The 24863-nt window shown below is 37.9% G+C and carries 20 protein-coding genes; 6 read left to right on the top strand and 14 right to left on the bottom strand.

Annotated elements, in window-relative coordinates:
* Nucleotides 1-325 precede the first annotated feature (325 nt).
* From GJU32_RS01455 to GJU32_RS01435, 5 genes are all read left to right on the top strand, one after another.
* Nucleotides 326-1990, top strand: coding sequence for a peptide ABC transporter substrate-binding protein (locus GJU32_RS01455; protein ID WP_155590176.1), 1665 nt, complete (start codon nucleotides 326-328; stop codon nucleotides 1988-1990).
* 132 nt (nucleotides 1991-2122) lie between these two features.
* Nucleotides 2123-3052 carry an ABC transporter permease gene (locus tag GJU32_RS01450; protein ID WP_155590175.1) on the top strand — a complete coding sequence of 310 codons (930 nt, stop codon included), beginning with the start codon at nucleotides 2123-2125 and terminating at the stop codon, nucleotides 3050-3052.
* Complete coding sequence (locus GJU32_RS01445; protein WP_048395384.1) at nucleotides 3052-3972, top strand: ABC transporter permease; 921 nt, start codon at nucleotides 3052-3054, stop codon at nucleotides 3970-3972. The genes GJU32_RS01450 and GJU32_RS01445 overlap by 1 nt, the downstream gene beginning before the upstream one ends.
* 13 nt (nucleotides 3973-3985) lie before the next feature.
* Nucleotides 3986-5041, top strand: a complete 1056-nt coding sequence (locus GJU32_RS01440; RefSeq protein WP_155590174.1) for an ABC transporter ATP-binding protein — start codon at nucleotides 3986-3988, stop codon at nucleotides 5039-5041.
* A complete protein-coding gene (locus GJU32_RS01435; RefSeq protein WP_155590173.1) occupies nucleotides 5034-5960 on the top strand; it encodes an ABC transporter ATP-binding protein in 927 nt (308 codons plus the stop codon). The genes GJU32_RS01440 and GJU32_RS01435 overlap by 8 nt, the downstream gene beginning before the upstream one ends.
* A gap of 478 nt (nucleotides 5961-6438) precedes the next feature.
* Here the strand turns inward: GJU32_RS01435 and GJU32_RS01430 are convergent, their stop codons facing one another.
* From GJU32_RS01430 to GJU32_RS01410, 5 genes are read right to left on the bottom strand one after another with little or no spacing between them, the layout of a single operon-like run.
* Entirely contained in the window at nucleotides 6439-8274 is a 1836-nt protein-coding gene (locus GJU32_RS01430; RefSeq protein WP_155590172.1) for an oligopeptide ABC transporter substrate-binding protein, read from the bottom strand.
* A gap of 17 nt (nucleotides 8275-8291) precedes the next feature.
* On the bottom strand, nucleotides 8292-9191 hold the full coding sequence (locus tag GJU32_RS01425) for an ABC transporter permease (RefSeq protein ID WP_155590171.1): 900 nt from the start codon (nucleotides 9189-9191) through the stop codon (nucleotides 8292-8294).
* A 35-nt stretch (nucleotides 9192-9226) separates the two neighbouring features.
* Nucleotides 9227-10189, bottom strand: a complete 963-nt coding sequence (opp4B, locus tag GJU32_RS01420) for an oligopeptide ABC transporter permease (protein WP_155590170.1) — start codon at nucleotides 10187-10189, stop codon at nucleotides 9227-9229.
* Between the two features lies 1 nt (nucleotide 10190).
* Nucleotides 10191-11126 carry an ATP-binding cassette domain-containing protein gene (locus GJU32_RS01415; RefSeq protein ID WP_155590169.1) on the bottom strand — a complete coding sequence of 312 codons (936 nt, stop codon included), beginning with the start codon at nucleotides 11124-11126 and terminating at the stop codon, nucleotides 10191-10193.
* Complete coding sequence (locus tag GJU32_RS01410) at nucleotides 11123-12136, bottom strand: ABC transporter ATP-binding protein (protein ID WP_155590168.1); 1014 nt, start codon at nucleotides 12134-12136, stop codon at nucleotides 11123-11125. Before GJU32_RS01410 ends, GJU32_RS01415 begins: the two co-directional genes overlap by 4 nt.
* Nucleotides 12137-12895: 759 nt before the next feature.
* On the opposite strand from GJU32_RS01410, the gene GJU32_RS01405 reads away from it, so the two are divergent.
* A complete protein-coding gene (locus GJU32_RS01405; protein ID WP_155590167.1) occupies nucleotides 12896-13684 on the top strand; it encodes an MBL fold metallo-hydrolase in 789 nt (262 codons plus the stop codon).
* Between the two features lie 77 nt (nucleotides 13685-13761).
* Here GJU32_RS01405 and pyrE read toward each other — a convergent pair whose 3' ends face one another.
* From pyrE to GJU32_RS01360, 9 genes are all read right to left on the bottom strand, one after another.
* Nucleotides 13762-14391, bottom strand: coding sequence for an orotate phosphoribosyltransferase (gene pyrE, locus GJU32_RS01400; RefSeq protein ID WP_141903423.1), 630 nt, complete (start codon nucleotides 14389-14391; stop codon nucleotides 13762-13764).
* Between the two features lie 3 nt (nucleotides 14392-14394).
* Nucleotides 14395-15099 carry an orotidine-5'-phosphate decarboxylase gene (pyrF, locus tag GJU32_RS01395; RefSeq protein ID WP_155590166.1) on the bottom strand — a complete coding sequence of 235 codons (705 nt, stop codon included), beginning with the start codon at nucleotides 15097-15099 and terminating at the stop codon, nucleotides 14395-14397.
* Nucleotides 15099-16010: a dihydroorotate dehydrogenase gene (locus GJU32_RS01390; protein ID WP_155590165.1), complete on the bottom strand. Its 912-nt coding sequence runs from the start codon at nucleotides 16008-16010 to the stop codon at nucleotides 15099-15101. Before GJU32_RS01390 ends, pyrF begins: the two co-directional genes overlap by 1 nt.
* Nucleotides 16007-16780: a dihydroorotate dehydrogenase electron transfer subunit gene (locus GJU32_RS01385; protein WP_155590164.1), complete on the bottom strand. Its 774-nt coding sequence runs from the start codon at nucleotides 16778-16780 to the stop codon at nucleotides 16007-16009. Before GJU32_RS01385 ends, GJU32_RS01390 begins: the two co-directional genes overlap by 4 nt.
* A gap of 1 nt (nucleotide 16781) precedes the next feature.
* The gene (gene carB / locus GJU32_RS01380) at nucleotides 16782-19979 is read right to left on the bottom strand and encodes a carbamoyl-phosphate synthase large subunit (protein ID WP_155590163.1); all 3198 of its coding nucleotides are present in this window, start codon (nucleotides 19977-19979) and stop codon (nucleotides 16782-16784) included.
* Complete coding sequence (locus GJU32_RS01375; protein ID WP_155590162.1) at nucleotides 19972-21072, bottom strand: carbamoyl phosphate synthase small subunit; 1101 nt, start codon at nucleotides 21070-21072, stop codon at nucleotides 19972-19974. Before GJU32_RS01375 ends, carB begins: the two co-directional genes overlap by 8 nt.
* On the bottom strand, nucleotides 21072-22349 hold the full coding sequence (locus GJU32_RS01370; protein WP_155590161.1) for a dihydroorotase: 1278 nt from the start codon (nucleotides 22347-22349) through the stop codon (nucleotides 21072-21074). The genes GJU32_RS01375 and GJU32_RS01370 overlap by 1 nt, the downstream gene beginning before the upstream one ends.
* Before the next feature lies 1 nt (nucleotide 22350).
* Complete coding sequence (locus GJU32_RS01365) at nucleotides 22351-23229, bottom strand: aspartate carbamoyltransferase catalytic subunit (protein WP_155590160.1); 879 nt, start codon at nucleotides 23227-23229, stop codon at nucleotides 22351-22353.
* Between the two features lie 316 nt (nucleotides 23230-23545).
* A complete protein-coding gene (locus GJU32_RS01360; RefSeq protein ID WP_155590159.1) occupies nucleotides 23546-24856 on the bottom strand; it encodes a uracil-xanthine permease family protein in 1311 nt (436 codons plus the stop codon).
* Nucleotides 24857-24863 lie beyond the last annotated feature (7 nt).

The raw sequence follows: 24863 nt of genomic DNA, 5'->3' as shown, positions 1-24863 counted from the left end.
AAATTCCTCAAGGTATTACATCCGTGACTTTTGACTCATTTTTCAAATATCGATAATATTATCAAAAAAATAGGAATTTTCTATATAGTAAATCATTTTTTTATTTTTGATTTATTTTTGATATTCAAAATAGATAATTATCAAAATATTATCATATAAACACTTTCTTTCATTAGAGTGATAAATCAGAAAAAATTATCACTCTATTAAATGTCAGATAATACTATATAAATTTGAATCTTTTTTATTTTGTGCACAATGATTTTTTTGGTATATTAAATAGGAGCTTCACAAAAGGCTTAAAAATTGTATAAGGGGGATTCACATGAATAAAAACAAAAAGTTTTTATTACTTACAGTCCTTGCAGTATTTTCTTTAGTACTTGCTGCATGTGGCTTCGGTGGAGATTCGTCTGAAAAATCAAAAGACGGCGGAAAAGATTCTGGTTCATCTGAAACAGCTTCATCAGGTGGCGAATTAAATGTAGTCGTAGCTTCTGAACCACCATCACTTCATCCTGCATTAGCAACAGACACAACTTCTGGTGTTATTCTTACAAATACTTTTGAAGGATTAACAACACTTGATGCAGACGCTAGACCAGTTGCAGCTGCGGCTGAAAGCTGGGAAGTTAGCGAAGACCTAAAAACATACACGTTCAAAATACGTGATGCTAAATGGTCAAACGGAGATCCAGTAGTTGCTGGTGACTTCGAATACGCTTGGAAATGGGCATTAAACCCAGACAATCTTTCTGAATATGCTTCAATCCTTTACTCAATTAAAGGTGCTGCAGCATACAACAATGGTGAAGGTTCTGCTGATGATGTAGGCGTTAAAGCTGAAGATGACAAAACATTAGTAGTAACTTTAGAAAACCCAACACCTTACTTCTTAGAATTAACAGCATTCAAAACATATGCACCATTAAACCAAAAAGTAGTTGAAGGTAATGATGAGTGGTATGCAGATGCTGGTGAAAACTATGTAACTAACGGACCATTCACTTTAGCTGAATGGAGACACAACGATGCAGTCGTATTAAAGAAAAACCCAGAGTACTGGGATGCTGATAAAGTTTCTTTAGAAACTGTTAATATCGGTATGGTTGAATCTGAAGCAACTGCAGCTACAAGCTTTAAAGCTGGTGAAATTGACTACTTAGGTGCACCATTCCAATCTGTTGCACTTGACTCAATCGATGGATTTAAAGCTGATGGTTCATTAAATATCAATGACCAAGCTTCTGTATATTGGTACAAGCTAAATACAAAAGATAAAATCACTGGAAACGCTAACATCCGTAAAGCGTTAGCATTATCTATTGATCGTCAAGGTTTAATTGACAACATTACTAAAGGTGAGCAAAAACCTGCATTAGGTATGGTTCCTATCGCAGTTCACGGTTTTGAAGAAGACCGCGGTTACTACAAAGACAATGATATCGAAGGTGCTAAAGCAGCACTTGAAGCTGGTATGAAAGAACTTGGTATTACAAACCCAGCAGATATTAAAATTAACCTTTCTTACAACACTAGTGAAGCACACGCTGCTATCGCTCAATACGTTCAAGAAGGTTGGGCTAAAAACCTTGGTATCACTGTAGGTCTAGATAACTCTGAATGGCAAGTTTACTTAGAGAAACTTAACCAATTAGATTACCAAGTTGGACGTATGGGCTGGGTTGGTGACTACAACGATGCTTATACATTCCTAGAAATGTATGACACTGCTGCAAACGGTAACAACGATACTGGTTGGGAAAGTGCAGAATACAAAAAATTATTAGATCAATCTAATACAGAAGCAGATCCAGCTAAACGTCTTGAGCTTTTAAAACAAGCTGAAAAAGTGGCTGTTTCTGATTTCCCAGTTATTCCAATCTACTACTACACGAACCTTTCTGTAGTACATGATAACGTGAAAAACATGAAGGCAGACATCCTTGGTAACATCTCTCTTAAAGAGGTTGTAGTAGAAGAGAAATAATCAACATCATTTCGCTTATTTAGCTCTACAGCGAAGAGCTGCCTCGTAGCCACTACGGCGCGAGTCAGCTCTTTTTAAAATACGAAGGCATATATTTGTCTGAAAATTGACAAATAGAAGGAGGAGTTTTATGTGATTAAATATATTTTGAAAAGGCTGATGTATATACTTCTCGCGCTTTTCGTCATCGTAACGGTTACGTTTTTCTTAATGCGTCTCGCTCCTGGTAGTCCTTTCGCGAGTGAACGTAATTTCCCACCTCAAATCGAGGAGAAGTTAAACGAAACGTATGGATTAAATAACCCTTGGTATATACAATATAAAGATTATTTAATCGATACGGCCACTTTCAATTTCGGTGAGTCAATGAAATATAAAGCGCGTTCTACAAATGATATGATTTCTGAAAGTTTCCCTGTTTCTTTAACATTAGGGATTGAAGCTATGCTATTAGCAGTTGGATTCGGAGTTTTAATTGGCGTAGTTTCCGCGCTATATCATAATAAGTTCCCGGATTATTTGGCAACGTCCTTTGCGGTGTTAGGTATTTCAGTACCTTCATTTATATTAGCGGGTTTAATGCAGTATTTCTTAGCCTTTAAGCTAGGTTGGTTCCCAATCAGTGGGTGGAAGGGCTTTGTTTATAGTATATTACCAGCCCTTGCAATCGCTTTCTCACATATGGGCTTTATCGCAAAATTAACACGTTCAAGTATGCTTGAACAAAACAATAGTGATTATGTAAAAATGGCTCGTGCGAAAGGTATTGGTAAATGGACGATCGTTTTCCGTCACACTTTACGTAATGCCCTCCTACCAGTCGTAACATACCTTGGACCATTAACAGCTGGTGTTGTAACAGGTAGTTTCATTGTTGAGCAAATTTTCGCTATTCCTGGACTTGGGAAACACTTTGTACAAAGTATTACAAACCGTGACTATACAGTTATCATGGGTACGACAGTGTTCTATTCCATCATCCTTTTATTTGCGGTATTAATCGTTGATATTCTTTATAGCGTGATTGATCCGCGTATTAAACTGAAAGGAGCGAAAAAATAATGACACAGCAACAAATTGAAAAAGATAAGTTTAAAATTGTTGGTGGAAATCATGAAGCAACGGAAAAATTAGCTGATAAATCAGTCTCCTTTTGGAAAGAAGTATTTCTCCGTTTCTCTCATAATAAATTAGCCATTATTGGGATAATTATTTTAATCATTGTTATTTTAATGGCAACTTTCGTACCAATGTTTTCTCAATACAAAGCAAGTGATCAACTTGGCGTTTACAATGCACCACCATCTGCACAATTTTGGTTTGGGACAGATGACCTTGGTCGTGATATTTTCGTTCGTATTTGGGAAGGTGCGCGTATTTCCCTATTTATCGGAATAGCTGCAGCGATTATTGACTTAATTATCGGTGTTTTATGGGGAAGTATTTCAGGCTTAGCAGGCGGTCGCGTTGATAACATCATGATGCGTATTGCTGACGTTTTAACAGCTGTACCTTACCTTTTAGTAGTAATCGTGCTTTTAGTTGTTATGCAACCTGGCTTAATCCCGATGATTATCGCTCTCTCCATCACTGGATGGATTAATATGGCACGTATTGTCCGTGGTGAAGTATTATCTATTAAAAACCAAGAATATGTTCTTGCTGCTCGTACATTAGGTGCTAGTACAGGTCACTTAATTATTAAACACTTAGTTCCAAATGCTCTTGGTGCCATTTTAGTAACGATGACTTTAACAATTCCATCTGCTATTTTCACTGAATCATTCCTAAGTTACCTTGGTCTTGGGGTTCCTGCTCCAACAGCTTCTTGGGGTACAATGGCTTCAGACGGAAATAAAGCTATTGCTAATGCTCCATGGCGCTTGATTTTCCCAGCGGTATTTATCTCACTAACAATTTTTGCGTTTAACGCAGTTGGTGATGGCTTACGTGATGCTCTAGATCCAAAACTACGTAAATAAGGAGGTGGCCGAAATGAGTAAAACAATTCTAGAAGTAAAAGATTTAAGAATTAACTTTAAAACATATGCAGGGCTTGTCCGTGCTGTACGTGGTGTTAACTTTGATTTAAAAGAGGGTGAAACACTCGCTATAGTAGGTGAATCGGGTTCTGGTAAAAGTGTTACGAGTAATGCTTTAATGAAACTAATTCCACAGCCACCTGGTATTTATGAGTCAGGACAAATTTTATTTAATGGCCGTGATTTAGTTCCGTTAACTGATAAGGCAATGTCAAAAGTACGCGGAAATGAAATTGCAATGATTTTCCAAGATCCAATGACAAGTTTGAATCCAACTATGAAGGTCGGACGTCAAATAACTGAAGTAATTTTACAACACAAAAAAGTTTCCAAGACTGATGCAAAAAAACGTGCTATTGAGCTTTTAACACAGGTAGGTATCCCCTTCCCTGAGAAACGCTATAACCAATACCCACATGAGTTTTCAGGTGGTATGCGTCAGCGTGTTGTAATCGCTATTGCCCTAGCAGCTGATCCTAAGCTATTAATTGCCGATGAGCCGACTACAGCCCTAGACGTTACAATTCAAGCGCAAATTTTAGAGCTAATGAAAGAAATCCAGAAAAATTCGAAAACATCTATCATTTTCATTACACACGATTTAGGTGTTGTTGCGAATATTGCTGACCGTGTAGCAGTAATGTACGCTGGACAAATCGTAGAATATGGTACTGTTAATGATATTTTCTATAATCCGAAGCACCCATATACATGGGGTCTACTAGGTTCAATGCCTGATTTAGACAATGACACTGATGAACTATTACGCACAATTCCAGGTTCACCACCGGATCTTACGAATCCACCTAAAGGTGATGCATTTGCTGCTCGTAACGAATTCGCAATGGCAATTGACTACGAACAAGAGCCACCAATGTTCCAAGTAAGTGAAACGCATTTTGCAAAAACTTGGTTGTTGCATCCTGATGCACCAAAAATCCCTCTTCCAGATGCGGTTGCTAAACGTATTGAAGGGTATTTAGCAAAGGAGGCACAAGAAAATGACTAAAACTGGTGCGAAAAAAATTCTTGAAATCAAAAATTTAAAGCAGCATTTTGGTTCACCAAGTAATCCTATCAAAGCCGTAGATGGTATTAGCTTCGATGTTTACGAAGGTGAAACACTTGGTCTTGTGGGTGAATCAGGTTGTGGTAAGTCAACAACTGGTCGTTCGATCATTCGATTATATGACATTACAGGTGGCGAAATTGTTTTCGATGGTGAAAATGTCCATGGAAAAAAATCAAAAACTGATTTAAAGAAATTTAACCGTCAAATGCAAATGATTTTCCAAGATCCTTACGCTTCATTAAATCCTCGTATGACAGCTGGTGAAATCATTGGTGAAGCCTTTGATATTCATGGTCTTTACAAGGATAAAAAGGAACGTCGTGCGAAAATTCAAGAGTTACTTGAAGCTGTCGGTTTAAATAAAGAGCACGCAAATCGTTACGCACATGAATTCTCTGGTGGTCAACGTCAACGTATCGGAATTGCCCGTGCATTAAGCCTAGATCCTAAATTCATCATTGCTGATGAGCCTATTTCTGCGCTTGACGTATCGATCCAAGCACAAGTTGTTAACTTATTAAAAGAATTACAAAAAGAACGTGGCTTAACCTATCTTTTCATTGCCCATGACCTTTCCATGGTAAAATACATCAGTGACCGTATTGCTGTTATGTACCGTGGGAAAATCATGGAAATCGGTAAAGCAGATGATATTTATAATCACCCTGTTCATCCGTATACAAAGTCTTTATTATCAGCTATCCCACTTCCTGATCCAATGTCAGAGAAGCGCCGTCAACGTATTCAATACAAGCATACAGAGGTTGACGAAAGTGCATCTTACCATGAAGTAGGCCAACAACATTATGTTTATGGTACGGCTGATTTAGTAAAAACTTGGGTTGCTGATCGATAAAAGCTTTAACTCCTATCAACAGTATAACTACTGTGATGGGAGTTTTTTGCTTTTTAAAACTCTCATTAACTTCCACAATTCATAAGCTAGTAGGATATAAAATCCTATATGTATAGCTTTTTATTAATATATTCTAAAAAATCCTCTTTTATTCCTTATTATGTTATTAATACCTATAAAGGAGTAATAGAACATATAATAAAAAGTATTAAAACGATTATTTCTGCTTTTTGTCTAATTGCTTTTATTGTGGAACAAGTCCGATTACGTCCTCAGCAGGCAGTGTATCGCCTCTATATATGGGCCTAAGCGCCTTGCTTAGAAAGACCTTAACTAATTATTATTTTTAGACAACAGCCTACAAAATTAGGCTGTTGTTTTTGCTTTGAATGCTTCTCACAAAACTGTCATTACCGTACCTGATTAAAAAAACAGCTTTTCATCTATGAAGAAAAGCTGTTTTTAGCTTAAACATAAACTATTTTATAGGTTGATCAGCTAATAATTCTACCGTTTGGAGATTACTATTAGTATCATTTTCATAAGATGCATTCCAGTTTTTCACGCGTTTATTAACAGGAATAACTTCTGTACGGAAGAAAGTCGGTACTACCATTGCTTTTTCACTCATATATTCTTGCCACGCACGGAAAGCTTTTGTACGAGTATCTTGATCCATAGCCTCTTCTGAATCAATAGAATCTAATAATTTTGTTAATTCCGGAGATACATAACGGCTAAAGTTAAACTCAGCTCCTTCTCCATATAAACCTTTAGGAGATGGATTTGTTCCAGTTCCCCATGCAGCTTGATACATATCGATTTCTGGATCATCTGCTTGTACTTTATCATAGAAAGCATTAAATTCGATAAGACGACCAGTAGCTAATTGTACATCTAAACCTACTTCCTTCCAATTTTGACGGAAGTATTCAACAATCGCTTCGTCCGTTTCTGATCCTTGCATTGAAGCTAAACGAATCGAGAATTTTTTTCCATCTTTATCTTCACGAATGCCATCACCATCAACATCTTTAAAGCCTGCTTTATCTAATAATTCTTTTGCTTTTTCAGGATCATATTTATACCCTTCTAATGTTGAATCATAATATGATGAAAATACTGGTGGAATTAAAGAATTTCCACGCTCACGTAATCCTTGATAGAATTTTTCAGCAACGCCTTCAACATCCATTGCAAAAGCAACAGCTTGACGTAATTCCACATTATTCATTTTTGATTTTTCATCAAACACGTTTACCTTGTTTGTTGTATCATATTTCCCTAATTTAAAGCCGATATAAGAATATGATAATTCTGGTCGACCTAATATAGATAAGTTTTGTAAATCTTTAATGCTATCATACTGATTAGTTGGGTATGATGTTGCAACATCATATTTTCCAGTACGTAATGCTTCGCCAATTGAAGTTGGTGGAACAACCTCAAGTACAACTTTATCTACTTTTGGCTTACCTTTGAAATAATGTTCGTTTGCGACAAATTGCACAGACTCACCATTTACAACTTTATCAATTTTAAATGCTCCAAGTGTAACTGGGTTTTTACGTACTGCATCTGAAGCAAGTAAATCTTTCACTGGAATAGATTCTAATTGATGTTTAGGCTCTGCATATGCCCATAAACCATCACCAATTGAGTAAATTGCTGGTGAAACTTTCTTTAATTGGATTTTAATGCTCTTATCATCAACTTTTGTAATACCTGAAATTGTATCTGCTTTACCATTATGGTACTCTTCTGCACCAACAATATTTTTGAAATCATCATCATAGCGAACACCTGTATAATCTGGGTGACCAATTAATTCATATGGGAAAATTAAATCATCAGCTGTTAAAGGTGTACCATCTGACCATTTATAATCACCTTGAATTGTGACAGTAGCTGTTTTTGCTTCTGGATCAACATCTAATTTAGCAATACCTTTGTCTGTAACAAGGAAGTTTCCATCTGTTTCAAAAATCACATTTGAAGCATATGCTAAAATTTCTGAATCATAAGCATCTTCGTATAGTTCCCAGTTGAAAATCCCTTGGAATGGAGAACTTGTTACAAGTCCTACTCGTAATGTTCCACCCTGGATTGCATCTCCCTCATTTGTTACCTCTGTTGGTAATAAACTATCTTCTTGCGTTGTTTCTGTTTCACCTGACTTTTCTGTTTCACCTGACTTTTCTGTGTTATCAGTTTCTGAGCCTTTTTCAGAATCACTGCCACCACCACCATTGCAGGCTGCTAAAATTAGCATGAATGCAAAAAGTACAGATAAGAATAACCAATTCTTCTTCATGTGTAAATCCTCCCCTTTTATCCTAATCGTTGTTTTGCGTCAGCCGCACGTCTTAGCGCTTGACCAACATAATTTATACCAAGCATCAATACTAAAATTAATAATGATGCGGGCAACCAAATCCACCATTTTGTAGATAATACAACCGGGTTTGTTGCATAGCTTACTAATGTCCCTAAGCTAGGTGTAGATGGTGGTAAGCCAAAGCCTAAAAACGATAAGCCTGTTTCAATACCAACATTCCCTGCAAAGTTTAACGTTAACTCTACTATTAGCAACGAACTTAAATTTGGTAGTATCCCTTTAAACATAATGGCAAAATCACTAGTCCCCATTGTCTTCGAGGCACTAACATAATCTCTGCGTCCTTCAGATAAAGCTTTACTTCGAACTAGACGCGCAGTACTTATCCATTGAAAGGCACTTAAAATCAAAATTAACTCAAAAACTCCATATTTTGGAATAATTGTAACTAATACAATGATAATCATTAATGTCGGTAATGTCATAAGAAAATCAATGATACGCATAAATAAATTATCAATAAAGCCACCATAATAGCCCATTATTATTCCTAGTGCGATCCCTAAAGCATTGGCAATAAGGGTGATAGCAATTGCAATTAAAATAGAATTTTTCGCACCGATAATAAGCTGTCCATACATATCACGACCAGCTTCATCAGCCCCAAGAATATATCCATTAACACCAGGTTCTGTAAAACGCTCTAATAATTTTATTCGTAATATTTCATCCTGATTCATAAACGCAGACATAATTAATATCGCAATGATAAGTAATGTTATTCCAATGAATGAAAATAACGCTAATTTATCTTTTCTAAATTCACGTATAACAACTTGAATTCCTGTTGGTGGAGTACTTTCAACTTTCACTACATCATTTTTTTGCTCCAATTTATTCACCTCTCCTTATGCATTCAATTTAGCTGTTAGTCTATGCGGATACGTGGATCAACAATGCTCATGATTATATCTGACAATAGACTACCTAATAATGCTAAGAAGCCATAAAGCATAACAAGAGCCGTAATAACACTATAATCGCGACTTGTTACGGAATGGATGAATAATTGCCCCATGCCCGGGAAGCCAAAAATTGTCTCTATGAATATCGAACCGCCTAACAAACCTGTAATTGTAAAGCCAAGGAAGGCTGCGATTGGTAATAAGGAGTTACGGAAAATATGTCTTCTATAGATTTTTTTCATCGGTACACCTTTACTACGTGCTGTTTTAACATAATCCTGTGTCTTGGCATCGATAATTTCTGAACGTAAATATTGAATAATCGTCGTTGTAGCTAAAATTGCATAGGTCATTGCAGGTAATATTAAATGATACAAGCGATTCCAATAATATTCGAGCGTTCCAGGCTCTACACCTACATCGACTGTTCCACTCGTTGGGAACCACATTAAACGGTAACCAAAGATATATAAGAAAATTAAACCTAATACAAAGGTCGGTATGGCATAGCTTATAAAGCTATATAGAGTAATCGACTTATCGTACAATGTATCCTGCTTACGTCCAGCTATCATTCCTAATGGAATAGCTATCACATAAACGAGAATGGTACTAAGTAGAGCAAGCCAGAATGTGTTCAATGCACGCTCGCCAATCAATGAGGACACTGCAAGCTTATATGTATAGCTTTGTCCAAAATCACCCTGAAAGGCATTGATTACCCAATTGTAATATTGTATATACCAAGGGTCATAGTAACCCGCTTGAATTCTTAGTTCTTCAATTCGTGCAGGGTCTGTTTCTGGCGTAATTAACCCTGTAAAAGGATCACCTGGCATTTGCTTTGCTAAGATAAAAATAATTAAACTGAGCACAAACATTTGAGGAATCATTAAAATTATTCTTCTAACAATCGTTTTCCACATTTCACATTCCCCCCGACATTGCAACCATATGTGTGTCTGAAATGGAATTCAGTGGATAGACTTTTCCATGCTCATCATAATATTTATGTTGCTCTTGTTGATAATTTTCTTCTACTTTTTGTCGAATTATTTTACGCTCATTCCTCGTCTCTGGCTCGATATTTGGAATGGCTGATAAAAGTCGATTCGTGTAAATATGCTGTGGATTCTTATAAATATCATGTCTTGTACCCGTTTCTACAAAGCGTCCTTTATACATAATAGAAATATGATCACACATATGTTTAACAACACCTAAATCGTGGGAAATGAATAAATAAGTAAGACCATATTCATTTTGAATATCTTTCATAAAATTTAATACCTGTGCTTGTACAGATAAATCTAGTGCTGAAACAGGCTCATCGGCAATGATCATTTTAGGGTTACATGCAACCGCTCGCGCAATACCTAGGCGTTGCTTTTGCCCACCCGAAAATTCATGTGGATATTTGAGTAAAACATCCTCTGACATCCCGACAATAGCTAGTAGCTCTTTAATACGTTTGCGTTCCTCTTGGTCACTAAGCTTCATAAAATTTCGAATTGGTTCTGCTAAAATATCAAGAACGCGTTTTCTAGGATTCATGCTAGAATGAGAGTCTTGGAAAATCATTTGAATATCTCTGTTATAGGCAGAATCACGCTTTCTCTGTTGATTTGTCACATTTTCACCCTCATAAAAAATTTGACCAGAGGTGATTTTTTCTAAACCAATTATCGCTTTTCCTGTAGTCGATTTACCAGATCCTGATTCTCCTACTAATCCATACGTTTTTCCTTTTTCGAACTCCATCGTCACACCGTCCACTGCATATACGTGGTCAACAATGGTATTAAAAAATCCTCCACGTATTGGATAATGAACACTTAAATCCTTAATTTGCATAAAGCTCATACAGTCCCGCCCCCTTCTTCACCTTCAAAATGAAAGTGTTTCCAGCAGGTACATCTCACAAAATGTCCTGGTGCAATTTCATGTAACTGAGGTTTTGTCTCATGTGAAGATGCATCAATCCACGGAATTCGTCCTGAAAAACGACAACCTTCTCGAGGTAAGTTTATTAGAGATGGAACCATACCTTGAATGACCTCGAGTCTTTCATTTTCACTATGTGTTTGTGGAATTGAATTTAATAATGAACGCGTATATGGATGCTTTGGATTATTGAATAATTCCTTAACAGGTGCCTCTTCTACTACTTCACCTGCATACATAACGACAACTCGATCAGCCATCTCTGCTACAACACCCAAATCATGCGTAATAAGAATAATGCCTGCTTCAGTTTCAGTCTGTAATGTTTTTAACAGGTCCAAAATTTGTGCCTGAATCGTAACATCTAAAGCCGTTGTCGGTTCATCAGCAATTAATATTGCAGGTTTACATGATAAGGCAATAGCAATCATGACACGCTGACGCATACCACCCGATAACTGATGAGGAAATTGTCTAGCAACACGTTTTGGGTTCGCAATTCCAACATGATTTAATAGTTCTAATACTCTTTCACTTCGCTGTTGTTTTGTAAACTTAGTATGATAGATTAACCCCTCTTCAATTTGTTCACTAATTCTCATTAAAGGGTTAAGAGCCGAAAGTGGATCCTGAAAGATAAATCCTATGTCATTGCCACGCAAGTTATTAAACTGTTGTTCATTCAATTTAGCTAAATTTTGATTATTATAAAAAATATCACCAGAAACTTTTGTATTGACTTCATTGTGCAAGCCTACAACTGTAGTTGCTAATGTACTTTTACCACAACCTGATTCTCCAACTATTGCTAATACCTCATTTTTGTTAAGCGAGAGTGAGACATCATCTACAGCAGCGTGGTATGTATCTTTGATGCGAAAACTAGTTGTTAAATTTCGAATTGTTAATAAGTCATTTGCTGTATTCAAACAATCTCTCCTTTGTTATTCAATATTCTGAAAATATATTCATTACTTATATCAGAATCATATTTAACTTTTCTCTCCTATCCTCTCCTCTTCTTTTTTGACAAGTGTGATTTTAATAATTTTTTTGCTTTAAATCATTAAATCACTGATAGAATTATCTGAAAATTAAACTGTAATATTATTTTAGCTAGAAAACATGTATAAACGCAAGTGTCTTTTTCAAATTATTACAAACCAAAGTATAAATTCCCACCGTACATCTCCATCAAGAAACTATAAATTTTATTTTTTAGATTTAAGAAATATTTTACTTTTTCTTTACAAAGTTACAAATCTCACAAAAAAATATTATACAAATATATTAAATTGTATTTTACTTTATAATTTTTCACATTTGTAAAATGACGTAAAATTCGATTAATTCTGCATTTTTAACTAAATTATTAAATAAATGCTTTTTATGAAAATGTTATATCTAACTCATTTTTGTTTTCAATAAATAATTTCGGGCGTTGAAGTGCTAGTATTTTAAATTAAATATTATTACTTTGAAAAAATAATTTATGTCTAAAATTATATAATTTTAAACCATACTTCTTTAGTATTCCTAGTTGTATACTTTTTGCCTTAATTTTCGATATAGAAATACTATTTAGAATATTAAATAAGTAAATTACCTGTTTATATGTTAAAATTTTCTACAACAAAGTTTTATTAAATATTGTATGAGAACCACTATACACAGAAAGGTTGTCCGTCATGGTAAAAATTGATGATATTTGGTTTACAGTAGAAGAAATAAACGCAGAAACATACGCTATAAGTGAATACGGTCATTGGGAAAAAGTACATTCCTTTTTATTATTAGGGGACAAACGAGCTGTTCTGATTGATACGGGGTTAGGGATTGATAATATTAGAAGAATTACTAAACAATTAACTTCGCTGCCTATTACTGTCCTCACAACACATGTTCACTGGGATCATATTGGTGGTCATGAACAGTTTGATGATATTTATGTACACAGAGATGAAGTTGATTGGTTAGTTCATGGAATACCCAAATTATCTATTGATCAGATTAGAAAAGATGTTGGGCGTGATATTACATTACCTACACCACATACATTTGATCCAATCAACTACAAACCTTTTCAGGGACAGCCCTCAGGCGTTTTAGAAGATGGAGATATCATTGATATCGGGAACCGAAAATTGACTGTACTGCATACGCCAGGCCATTCTCCTGGGCATATTGCTCTTTTGGATTCGAAATATGGTTATCTATTTACTGGAGATTTATTGTATGATCAAGCACCTATTTATGCTTTTTTCCCGACTACCAGCCCTGAAGATTTAGTTCATTCTTTAGAAAGAATAGCGCAATTAACTTCTGTTACAAAAATTTTCGGTTCCCATCACACAGTAGGTCTTGATCCTGCTATTTTATTAGAAATAAAAAAGGCAGTTATTACGCTACGGGAAAATAATCTTGTACAATTTGGTACAGGCATTCATCGTTTTAAAGGGTTTAGTATTCAATTTTAAATACTCTCTTCCTATTTAATAGAAAGAAAAAAGCTGTTCCACAGGTCGCTTATCATGACCTATAGAACAGCTTTCAATTATAGCTCTCCAGCTTTTAACTTTCCATGCCACTCTTTTAAGAATGGAATATCTTCTTCTTTAATAGCACCTGATTCATTTGCCGCTTCAATTAAATAATCGAAGTTTGTTAACGATACATATTGGATGCCAGCCTCATCAAAAGCCTGTTCTGCACGTGGAAGATTATAAGTGTAAACACAAACAACCCCTAAAACTTCACAGCCAGCTGCACGTAATGCTTCTACTGCTGTAATCGATGAACCGCCTGTAGAAACGATATCTTCCACTACAACCACTTTTTGACCTGCTGCGTATTTTCCTTCGATTTGATTGCCACGGCCATGTTCTTTCGCTTTAGAGCGCACATACACCATTGGTAATTCTAAAATATCACTTACCCATGCTGCATGTGGAATGCCTGCTGTAGCTGTTCCTGCAACGATTTCTGTCGCTCCAAAGTTCTCTTTGATCACTGCTGCTAAGCCATTCGCTAATTGCTTACGAATAACAGGGTCTGAGATTGTTAGACGTGTATCACAATAAATAGGTGATTTAATACCAGATGCCCATGTAAATAATTCTGTTGGGTTTAATTCTACTGCACCTACTTTTAACATAGCGTGTGCAATTTCATTTTGTAATGTCATTCTTTATGCCTCCCATAATTCACTTACGATTTTATATGCTGCTACTGGATCCTGGGCTCCTGTTACGGCACGCCCAATAACGATGAGTGATGAACCGTCACGTTTCGCACCATCTGGTGTTGCAATACGTTTTTGATCGTGTGCGTCACCACCTGCTAGGCGAATGCCAGGTGTCACTCGTAGAAAATCTTCTCCACACACCTCTGCAATCGCTTTAGCCTCGTGTACAGAGCAAACAACACCTTGTAAGCCAGCTTGTTTTGTAAGACTTGCATAATGCAAGACAGATTCTTGTAAAGAAAGAGCAATTTTTTGCTCCGCTTGCATTTGTTCCTCAGTTGTTGATGTTAATTGTGTGACTGCAATTAATGCCGGAGTTGCTTTGCCAGCAGGTGTCCCTGCTTCTAGCCCGCCAAGTGCCGCCTCCATCATAGGACGTCCGCCTGCCGCATGAACATTGACTAAATCTACTCCTAGTTTCGCTAGACCCTTCATAGCAGAACCTACTGTATTCGGGATATCATGTAATTTTAAATCAAGGAAAATATCATGACCTAAATCCTTTACTTTTCGAACAATGTCAGGCCCTTCTTGCATATATAATTCCATACCAATTTTCACGAAAAGAGGCTCATTGAACTGTTTTAGAAAATCAAACACTTCTTTTTCTCCTGGAAAATCTAGTGCTAATATAGGTTTGGTATTCATCAACGATGGCTCCTTCCGATAATATCTGTTATATGTTCTACCCCTAATGCGTCAAGCTTTGCTGGTAATTCATCAATAATGTTTGGACAGACGAAGTGGTCAACAAAGTTAGCTGTTCCTACTGCTACAGCTGAAGCACCTGCAGACATAAAATCAATGACATCCTGTGCTTCTGTTACACCACCCATGCCAATTATCGGAATATTGACCGCCTTGTACACCTCGTAAACCATTCGTATTGCTACTGGCTTTACAGCAGGACCTGATAGCCCACCTGTACCATTAGCAATTACTGGCTTTCCTGTACGTTCATCTAAACGCATACCAACCAATGTGTTAATCATCGTAATACCATCTGCTCCACCCGCTTCAACAGCTAAAGCGATATCAACAATATTCGTAACGTTTGGTGATAGTTTCACATAGACTGGTACTTCCGATACAGCTTTGACGGCCTTTACAAGTTCACGTGCTGTAGCTGGGTCTGTCCCAAATTGAATACCGCCACACTTAACGTTAGGGCACGAAATATTTAGTTCCAATGCTTTGACATTAGATGCTGTTGAAATACGGCGTGCTACTTCTACATAGTCAGCCGTTTCTGTACCAGCAACATTGGCGATGATTGGCACATCATAGCCCTCTAAAAATTTTAATTCTTCATTCATTACTTTTTCGATGCCTGGATTTTGTAGCCCAATTGCATTTAACATTCCTGCAGCTGTCTCAGCAACACGTGGGGTTGGATTTCCTGCACGAGTTTCGACAGTTGTTGCCTTAATCATTATAGCACCTAGTTTTGACAAATCATAAAGCTGTGCATATTCACGCCCAAAGCCGAAGCAACCTGAAGCTGGCATAATAGGATTTTTTAAATCTAAGCCTGGTAATTTAATAGTTAAACGACTCATAATGCCACCGTTCCTTTCGGGAAAACTGGACCATCAGAACATACTTTGACATAGCCTTTTTCAACTTGGTCCGTTGTTTTACATACACATGCAAAGCAAGCTCCAATACCACAGCCCATACGCTCTTCGAATGATAAATAGCCTTCTTTTTCTGGATAAAAGCCTTCTAACGCTTTTAACATCGGTAATGGACCACAGGAATAAAAGACATCAAACTCTGGGGCACGTGACTCTAATACAGTTGTCACAAAGCCTTTTGTGCCTTTTGAGCCGTCCACAGTCACATAATGCGTTTCACCAAGTGCACTAAATTCATTCTCATAAAAGCAGACATCCTCTGTTTGAAAGCCTAGTACATGGATGGTTTTCACACCACGCGCATTCAATTGTTTGGATAGTTCATGTAAAGGTGGTACACCGATTCCACCGCCTACTAATAGCGCAGTGCCACCCTCTTGTACTGCATCTACTGGGAAACCATGCCCTATTGGTCCAAGTACGTTAACCTGTTGACCTTCACGGTTCGTCGCCAGCACTTTCGTACCACGACCTTCAGCACGATAAATCATGGTAAATTCATTGTTGTCTTTATCTATATTTGCAATACTAATTGGTCGACGTAAAAGCGGCTCCAATGAATCTGACACCTTTACATGGACAAACTGGCCAGGAGTCATCTCCTGAACCAGTTCACCATGAAGTGTCAGTTCGAAAATGTTTGTCGCAATTTGCTTTTGAGAGACGACCGTCATTTTCTCTTGACGTATCATATTAGTGTACTACCTCCGCTTTTGGCATTTGTTCTGCTGTAAATGTCATGGATTCAATGACACGTACCATTGCTTCTGCTGTATCTAAAGATGTTAGACAAGGTACGCCATTTTCTACAGACTCACGACGGATTCGGAAACCATCACGAGCTGGTTGCTTACCTTTTGTTAATGTGTTGACGACAAGCTGAGCTTCACCATTTTGGATAAGGTCAATCAATGTTTGTCCTTTCGCACCAATCTTGCCGACAACATCTGTGCGTACTCCTGCTTCTTCAAATGCTTTTGCCGTACCTTCAGTAGCTACAATGCGATACCCTACTGTTGAGAAGCGTTTTGCTAATGCGATCGCTTCTTCTTTATCTTTATCTGACACAGTAAACAATACTGTACCTTCCGTACGAATTTCCATACCCGCTGCAACTAAGCCTTTATAAAGGGCTTTTTCTAACGTTGCATCTTTCCCCATTACTTCACCAGTTGATTTCATTTCAGGCCCTAATGTGATATCTACACGACGTAATTTTGCAAATGAGAACACTGGGACTTTGACAAATACACCTTTTTGCTCAGGAGCTAAGCCTGTTGGATAACCTTGCTCTACAATTGATTTCCCAAGAATTGCTTTTGTTGCAATATTAGCCATTGGGATATTTGTAATTTTACTTAGGAACGGTACTGTACGTGATGAACGTGGATTCACCTCGATCACAAATACTTCACCTTGTGAAATTACATATTGGATGTTCATTAAGCCGACAATGCCGAGACCTTTCGCAAGACGAGTTGTATAGTCGACTAATGTATCTTTTTGTACCTGTGTTAATTTTTGTGGTGGGTAGACAGAAATCGAGTCACCAGAGTGAACCCCCGCACGCTCGATATGCTCCATAATACCTGGAATTAACACATTTTCACCATCACAGATAGCATCTACTTCAATTTCCTGACCTGTTAAGTAACGGTCTACTAAAACAGGATGGTCTGGAGACGCCTCTACTGCGTTGTCCATATAGTGTTGTAACTCATCTTTGTTATAGACAATCTCCATTGCACGTCCACCAAGCACATAAGAAGGACGAACAAGTACTGGGAAGCCTAGACGATCACTAATGGCAAGAGCTTCCTCTGTAGAAACTGCTGTTTCCCCCAGTGGCTGCGGAATGTTTAATTCACGTAAAGCTTGCTCAAATTTATCGCGGTTTTCTGCACGATCGATATCCTCTAAAGAAGTCCCTAAGATTTTCACGCCATTTGAAGCTAATTTATCGGCAAGGTTAATCGCCGTTTGACCACCGAATTGAACAACAACACCAATTGGTTGTTCTAAGTCGATAATGTGCATAACATCCTCAATTGTTAATGGCTCGAAGTATAGTTTATCGGAAATTGAGAAGTCTGTTGACACTGTTTCTGGATTTGAGTTAATAATGATTGCTTCATAGCCAGCTTCTTGAATCGCCCATACAGAATGTACTGTTGCATAGTCGAATTCTACCCCTTGACCGATACGGATTGGACCTGATCCTAGTACCACAACAGAAGGTTTTTCTGACTTAATTGATTCATTTTCGTCTTCATATGTGCCGTAGAAATAAGGTGTTTCTGATTCAAATTCTGCTGCACATGTATCAACCATTTTATACACTGGAATAATGCCGTTCTCTTTACGATACGTATAAACTGCTTCTGGTGTTGTTGCCCAAAGCTCAGCAATTTTCTTATCTGCAAAGCCTAAACGTTTTGCTGTGCGCAATACGTCTTTATCATTTACATTATCAGCAAGCGTTTGTTCCATATCCACAATATTTTTAAATTTATTTAAGAAGAATAAGTCAATAGCTGACCATTCATGAATTTGCTCAATTGTCACACCACGGCGTAAAGCTTCACCGATGAAGAATAGACGTTCATCTCCAGCTTTGCGGATACGTTTTTCAATCCAAGAATCTGAGTTTTCTTCAGCATGCTTTAGTTCTAAATGTACTTGACCTGTTTCAAGTGAACGAACCGCTTTAAGCATGGCTTCCTCAAATGTACGACCTAGTGCCATAACCTCACCAGTAGCTTTCATTTGTGTACCAAGATTACGTTTTGCCGATTCAAATTTATCGAAAGGCCAGCGTGGAATTTTAGCTACGATATAGTCGAGTGCAGGTTCAAAGCAAGCATATGTTGATCCTGTTACAGGGTTTTTAATTTCATCTAATGTTAAACCAACTGCAATTTTAGCTGCTAGCTTAGCAATTGGATAACCAGTTGCTTTTGACGCTAATGCAGATGAACGTGATACACGTGGATTTACTTCTATTACATAGTAATTAAAGCTATATGGATCAAGTGCAAGCTGTACGTTACAGCCACCTTCTATTTTAAGTGCACGAATAATTTTTAATGAAATATTACGTAGCATTTGATTTTCGCGATCTGACAGTGTTTGCGTTGGTGCTACTACAATAGAGTCACCTGTATGAATACCTACTGGGTCAACGTTTTCCATGTTACATACTACAATGGCATTGTCAGCAGCATCACGCATTACTTCATATTCAATCTCTTTATAGCCAGCGATTGATTTTTCTAATAAACATTGTGTTACTGGAGAATATTTTAACCCAGATGTCACGATTTCCTCTAAATCTTGATCATTGTAGCAAATCCCGCCTCCTGTACCGCCAAGCGTAAAGGCTGGACGAACAATGACAGGATAACCAATTTTCACTACAAAATTTTTCGCTTCATCTAAGGAATGGATAATATCTGATTCTGGTACAGGAGCACCTAACTCATACATTAAGTTACGGAATAAATCTCGATCTTCTGCTTTATGAATAGCGTCTAGTTTAGTACCAAGTATTTCAATATCAAGCTCGTCTAAAATGCCTGATTTGTCTAATTCAATCGCCATGTTCAGACCTGTCTGACCACCAAGTGTTGGTAATATAGCATCTGGGCGTTCTTTACGTAAAATACGGGATACGAAATCAAGTGTAATTGGCTCGATATATACTTTGTCCGCAATTTCTGTATCTGTCATGATTGTTGCAGGGTTTGAGTTGATTAAAATAACACGGTAGCCCTCTTCCTTTAATGAAAGACAAGCTTGTGTTCCTGCATAGTCAAATTCTGCTGCTTGTCCGATGACGATTGGGCCTGAGCCGATTACTAAAATTGTTTCAATATCTGTACGTTTAGGCATGTTGTTTCCCCTTCCCTGCTTCTACTTCCATCATTTCGATGAATTCATCAAATAAGTGATTTGAATCCTCTGGTCCTGGTGATGCTTCTGGGTGATACTGCACTGTGAAAATTGGATATTTCTTATGACGGACACCTTCACATGTACCATCATTTAATGCGATATGTGTTAATTCTAAATCAGTATCTTTTAATGATTCGATGTCGATTGCATAGCCATGGTTCTGAGATGTTAAATCTGTACGGCCTGTGCGTAAATCTTTTACTGGATGGTTACCACCACGGTGACCGAACGGTAATTTGAAGGCTTTCGCTCCACTAGCTAATGAAAAGATTTGGTGGCCTAAACAAATACCGAACATTGGCACTTTGCCAATTAAGTTACGTACTGTTTCAATACCTTCTTGGACATCTTCAGGATTCCCTGGTCCATTCGACAACATGATGCCATCTGGATGCCAAGCTAAAATTTCCTCAGCTGATGTATTGTAAGGAACCACAAGCACGTCACAATCACGTTTGTTTAACTCACGAAGGATTCCGTGTTTCATTCCATAATCAATTAAGACCACTCGTTTACCACGTCCAGGTGATGGATAGGCTGCTTTTGGTGACACTTCACGTACATGATGAGTAATGGCTGGTGTTGCTTGTAATTGTGCAATAATGTCATCGACATTTACTTCTTCATCAGCTGCTGTTAAGATCGCCTTCACGGACCCTTTACTGCGAATGATACGTGTTAATTTTCGCGTATCAATTCCCTCAATTCCTGGGATATCTTTTGATGTTAAATAGTCATCTAACGTTAAGTCACAACGGAAGTTAGAAGGCATTTTAGCTAGTTCACGGACAACGAATCCACGAATAGCTGGCGTAATCGATTCAAAGTCATCGCGGTTAATGCCGTAATTTCCTACTAACGGATAAGTCAATGTAACAATTTGTCCATAGAATGAAGGATCTGAAATTGTTTCCTGATATCCCGTCATACCTGTTGTGAATACAACCTCACCTTGTGAAGCGCGCTCACTACCAAATGCTGAACCTGTAAATACTGTGCCATCTTCTAAAACTAGTAAACGTTTTTTCATTACTCTGCCTCCTGATATACGATATTGCCTTCAAAAATAGTTAACACTGGCCAACCTTTTGCCACCCATCCATTAAATGGTGTATTACGTCCTTTTGATACAAAGCCTTCTGCATCAATTGTTTGTTCTTTATGAATATCTATTAAAATCATATCGGCTGAAGCACCTACTTCTAATGTGCCATATGGTAGATCAAAAATTTCAGCTGCTTTCACTGTCATCCAATCAATTAATTGTTTTAAAGTCCATTTTCCAGTTTCAACAAATTGTGTATACAGTAGTGGGAAAGCAGTTTCGAAGCCTACAATACCAAACGGTGCTCCAACCATACCGCAGCATTTTTCTTCTACTGTATGCGGTGCATGATCTGTTGCGATACAGTCGATTGTGCCATCAAGTAACGCTGCATGTAGTGAATCCTTATCATCAGCTCCACGTAATGGTGGATTCATTTTCCAGTTTGCATCATCAGATGGAATATCCATTTCCTCGAGTAGTAGGTGGTGTGGGCAAACTTCTGCTGTTACACGAATTCCAGCTGCCTTTGCATCTCTTACCGCACGAACAGATTCCTTTGTTGATACATGACAAACATGGTAGCGTGCACCTGCCGCTTCTGCTAGTAGAACATCTCGAGCAATTTGCACTGATTCACAAATGGAAGGTATACCTGGAAGACCAAGCTCTTTATTACGCTTTCCTTCATGCATCACGCCATCATAGATTAATGAATTGTCCTCACAATGTGCCACAACGACCATATCGTGCTGAGCTGCTTCCTTCATTTGCTCGTACATTGTAGACGCAAGCTGAATGCCTACGCCATCGTCAGAGAATGCTACTGCTCCATGATTTTTTAATTCTTCGATATTTGTCCGAACTTCACCTGAAATATCTTTTGTAAGGGAACCATATGGGAGTACTCGAATAACAGCACTTTCTTTGATTAGTCCATTGATGAGTTGCATGTTTTCCACTGAATCGGGTACCGGTTTTGTATTAGGCATCGCACAAATTGTTGTAAAACCGCCTTTTGCTGCAGATGCTGAGCCAGTAGCAATTGTTTCCTTATGCTCAAAGCCTGGCTCACGTAAATGTGTATGAACATCGATAAAGCCTGGTGCCACAATAAAACCATTTCCTTCAATCATTTCAGCGCCTGCTACATTTACATCCTGTCCAACAGCCGTAATCTTCCCATCTACCATCGCGATATTAACTGTCTGCAGTTCACCTTGCTCATTTAACATTTGTACGTTTTGAAGTACCTTTGTCATGTTATTCTCTCCCCTTTAAAATGGTTTCCATAATAGCCATCCGTGTGTAGACTCCGTTTCTCACCTGTTCGAAAATTCGAGAGCGTTCACACTCTACTAGCTCAGAAGCAATTTCGACATCGCGATTAACTGGTGCTGGATGCATAATAATGGCGGATTCTTTCATTTGTTTTTCTCGTTCAATCGTTAAACCAAATTCTTGATGGTAGCCTTCTTTCGAAAAGCTATTATTCTCTTTATGGCGTTCATGTTGTACACGTAGTAACATAATGACATCACTTATTTCGATTAAATCATCCCATGAATGATGCGCCTCAAAACCTCCCGTCCACTCTTCTGGACAAAGGAAGTGAACATTTGTCCCTAGGCTCTGTAATGCCGTTGCATTTGATTTCGCTACTCGGCTATGAGAGATATCTCCAACAATTGTGACATTCAACCCTTCAAAATAACCAAACTCTTTTTTGATTGTATAAAGATCCAATAATGATTGTGAGGGATGCTGCCCAGCACCGTCTCCTGCATTAATAACTGCTACGTTAATGCCGTCCAGTAGCTCATTGTAATATTCATCTTCTGACGCTCGAATGATGACTGCATCTAAACCAATCATTTCTAATGTTTTTACAGTATCGTACAACGTTTCCCCTTTCGTAACACTCGAAAACCCTGCATCGAAAGGGATTATATGACAGCCAATTTTGTACTCTGCCATTTCAAAGCTTGTTTTTGTTCGAGTACTTGGTTCAAAAAATAAATTGGCAACGTTGTATATGCGAGATAACGATGATGTTTCACCATTTTCAAATGCTTGCGCTAGATCTAGGATTTGATTAATCTCTTCTGTTGTTAAATGTTCCATCGATAATAAGTTCTTCATCATGTGACCTCCATTAGGTTGTGTGTCATGAACGTCTATATTTGACGTTCTCTATATCAATTTCGCCTTGGCGTAACTGCGTCTGGATTTAGAATTGTGCAAGCACATTTCTAAATCCGTGCCAACCGCCGGAGACTTTATCTTCATTCATCTCACCACCTTCAGAGGTAGGGTGAATTTAGATAAAAAAGCCCCGTTGATGTCATCAACGAGGCATAAGGAGGCGTGACAAACTACAGCAGGAAATAATCCCCGCTTCAGCATGTCCACAACTTCCCTTTTTTTGCCTCTCTGGACAATTCATTAAAAGGTACTACTATGAATTTTTATTTTGATTGGATGGTACGGGTATATCGGCTTCTTTCTTACCTGGTAGAATAGCATTCAACAGCACACCGATAATCGCCGCTAGTGCCATCCCCTCAACACTTAATGACTCTGAGATGACGAACTTTGCACCGCCAATACCAATGACTAAAATAACTGAGGCAATGACTAAGTTACGGCTATTACCAAAATCAATATGATTGTCTACTAGCATGCGTAAGCCACTAGCTGCGATAATACCGAAGAGCAAGATGGAAACTCCACCAAGTACTGCTGTTGGAATTGTTGCTATCACTGCCATTGCTTTCCCGAAGAATGATAGTAAGATGGCAACCACTGCTGCACCTGCAATAACGTAAATACTGTACACTCGCGTAATGGCTAGTACACCAATATTTTCACCGTATGTTGTTTTCGGAGGACCCCCAATTAAAGCACTCACAAATGTTCCAAGTCCATCTCCCAATAGAGAACGATGTAACCCTGGTTCTTTAATGTAATCTCGATCTACTACTTTTCCCAATACTAATTGGTGTCCGATGTGTTCAGAAATCGTTACAATAACGATTGGTACCATTATTAGAAGGATTTTACTTGTGATTTCGAATTCATAATGGATACCTGGTATTAAGAAATCTGGCATTGCGAAGAATGTTGCTTTGGCAATCGGTGAATAATCCACTATATCGATAATCATCGAGTAAATGTACCCTACGATTAACCCCATTAAAATGGGCATTGTGCTTAAAATTCCTTTAAAGAAAATCGTGAAGATAATGGCTGTAAAGACTGTGACTAAAGCTGCTGAGAAGTGTAAAAAGCTATACTCTCCATTGACGTTCATCGCCATATTCACGGCCGTACCCGATAGACCAAGTCCAATAACCATGATAACTGGACCTACCACGATTGGTGGCAAAATTTTCATAATCCACTTATAGCCACTTTTCCAGATGATTAGGGATACTATTCCGTATGTAATCCCGACAGCCATCGCGCCGACCATAGCATGCCCTGGGTTTACACTGGAGCCGTCCTCATTTAAACCGCCTGCAGCAAGTAAGATAGGTGCAATAAAGGCGAAGGATGATCCTAAATAAGCTGGTACCTGAAATTTCGTAATTAATAGGAAGAATATCGTAGCAATCCCGCTCGTTAAAAGAGCAATTGCTGGGCTAAGACCTACTAACTGTGGCACCAAGATCGTTGATCCAAACATGGCAAACATATGCTGGAAACTTAATGTCACTAGTTGAAGTGGAGTCGGTTTATCATGAATATCTAAAACTGCATTTGACATACTGTTT

It is taken from the genome of Lysinibacillus cavernae (assembly GCF_009724685.1).
GTDB lineage: Bacteria > Bacillota > Bacilli > Bacillales_A > Planococcaceae > Lysinibacillus > Lysinibacillus cavernae.
This window is presented reverse-complemented; position numbering and strand designations above follow the sequence as displayed.

Excerpts from the sequence above, each read along its gene's own strand:
- pyrE (WP_141903423.1), bottom strand. The coding sequence starts at position 14,391 with ATGACATTACAAAATGAAATTGCACACGCTATGTTAAAAGTAGGTGCA.
- GJU32_RS01360 (WP_155590159.1), bottom strand. The coding sequence starts at position 24,856 with ATGTCAAATGCAGTTTTAGATATTCATGATAAACCGACTCCACTTCAA.
- carB (WP_155590163.1), bottom strand. The coding sequence starts at position 19,979 with ATGCCTAAACGTACAGATATTGAAACAATTTTAGTAATCGGCTCAGGC.
- GJU32_RS01375 (WP_155590162.1), bottom strand. The coding sequence starts at position 21,072 with ATGAAAAAACGTTTACTAGTTTTAGAAGATGGCACAGTATTTACAGGT.
- GJU32_RS01385 (WP_155590164.1), bottom strand. The coding sequence starts at position 16,780 with ATGATACGTCAAGAGAAAATGACGGTCGTCTCTCAAAAGCAAATTGCG.
- opp4B (WP_155590170.1), bottom strand. The coding sequence starts at position 10,189 with ATGTGGAAAACGATTGTTAGAAGAATAATTTTAATGATTCCTCAAATG.
- GJU32_RS01405 (WP_155590167.1), top strand. The coding sequence starts at position 12,896 with ATGGTAAAAATTGATGATATTTGGTTTACAGTAGAAGAAATAAACGCA.
- GJU32_RS01455 (WP_155590176.1), top strand. The coding sequence starts at position 326 with ATGAATAAAAACAAAAAGTTTTTATTACTTACAGTCCTTGCAGTATTT.
- GJU32_RS01390 (WP_155590165.1), bottom strand. The coding sequence starts at position 16,010 with ATGAGTCGTTTAACTATTAAATTACCAGGCTTAGATTTAAAAAATCCT.
- GJU32_RS01370 (WP_155590161.1), bottom strand. The coding sequence starts at position 22,349 with ATGACAAAGGTACTTCAAAACGTACAAATGTTAAATGAGCAAGGTGAA.
- GJU32_RS01430 (WP_155590172.1), bottom strand. The coding sequence starts at position 8,274 with ATGAAGAAGAATTGGTTATTCTTATCTGTACTTTTTGCATTCATGCTA.
- pyrF (WP_155590166.1), bottom strand. The coding sequence starts at position 15,099 with ATGAATACCAAACCTATATTAGCACTAGATTTTCCAGGAGAAAAAGAA.
- GJU32_RS01365 (WP_155590160.1), bottom strand. The coding sequence starts at position 23,229 with ATGAAGAACTTATTATCGATGGAACATTTAACAACAGAAGAGATTAAT.
- GJU32_RS01440 (WP_155590174.1), top strand. The coding sequence starts at position 3,986 with ATGAGTAAAACAATTCTAGAAGTAAAAGATTTAAGAATTAACTTTAAA.
- GJU32_RS01445 (WP_048395384.1), top strand. The coding sequence starts at position 3,052 with ATGACACAGCAACAAATTGAAAAAGATAAGTTTAAAATTGTTGGTGGA.
- GJU32_RS01435 (WP_155590173.1), top strand. The coding sequence starts at position 5,034 with ATGACTAAAACTGGTGCGAAAAAAATTCTTGAAATCAAAAATTTAAAG.
- GJU32_RS01415 (WP_155590169.1), bottom strand. The coding sequence starts at position 11,126 with ATGAGCTTTATGCAAATTAAGGATTTAAGTGTTCATTATCCAATACGT.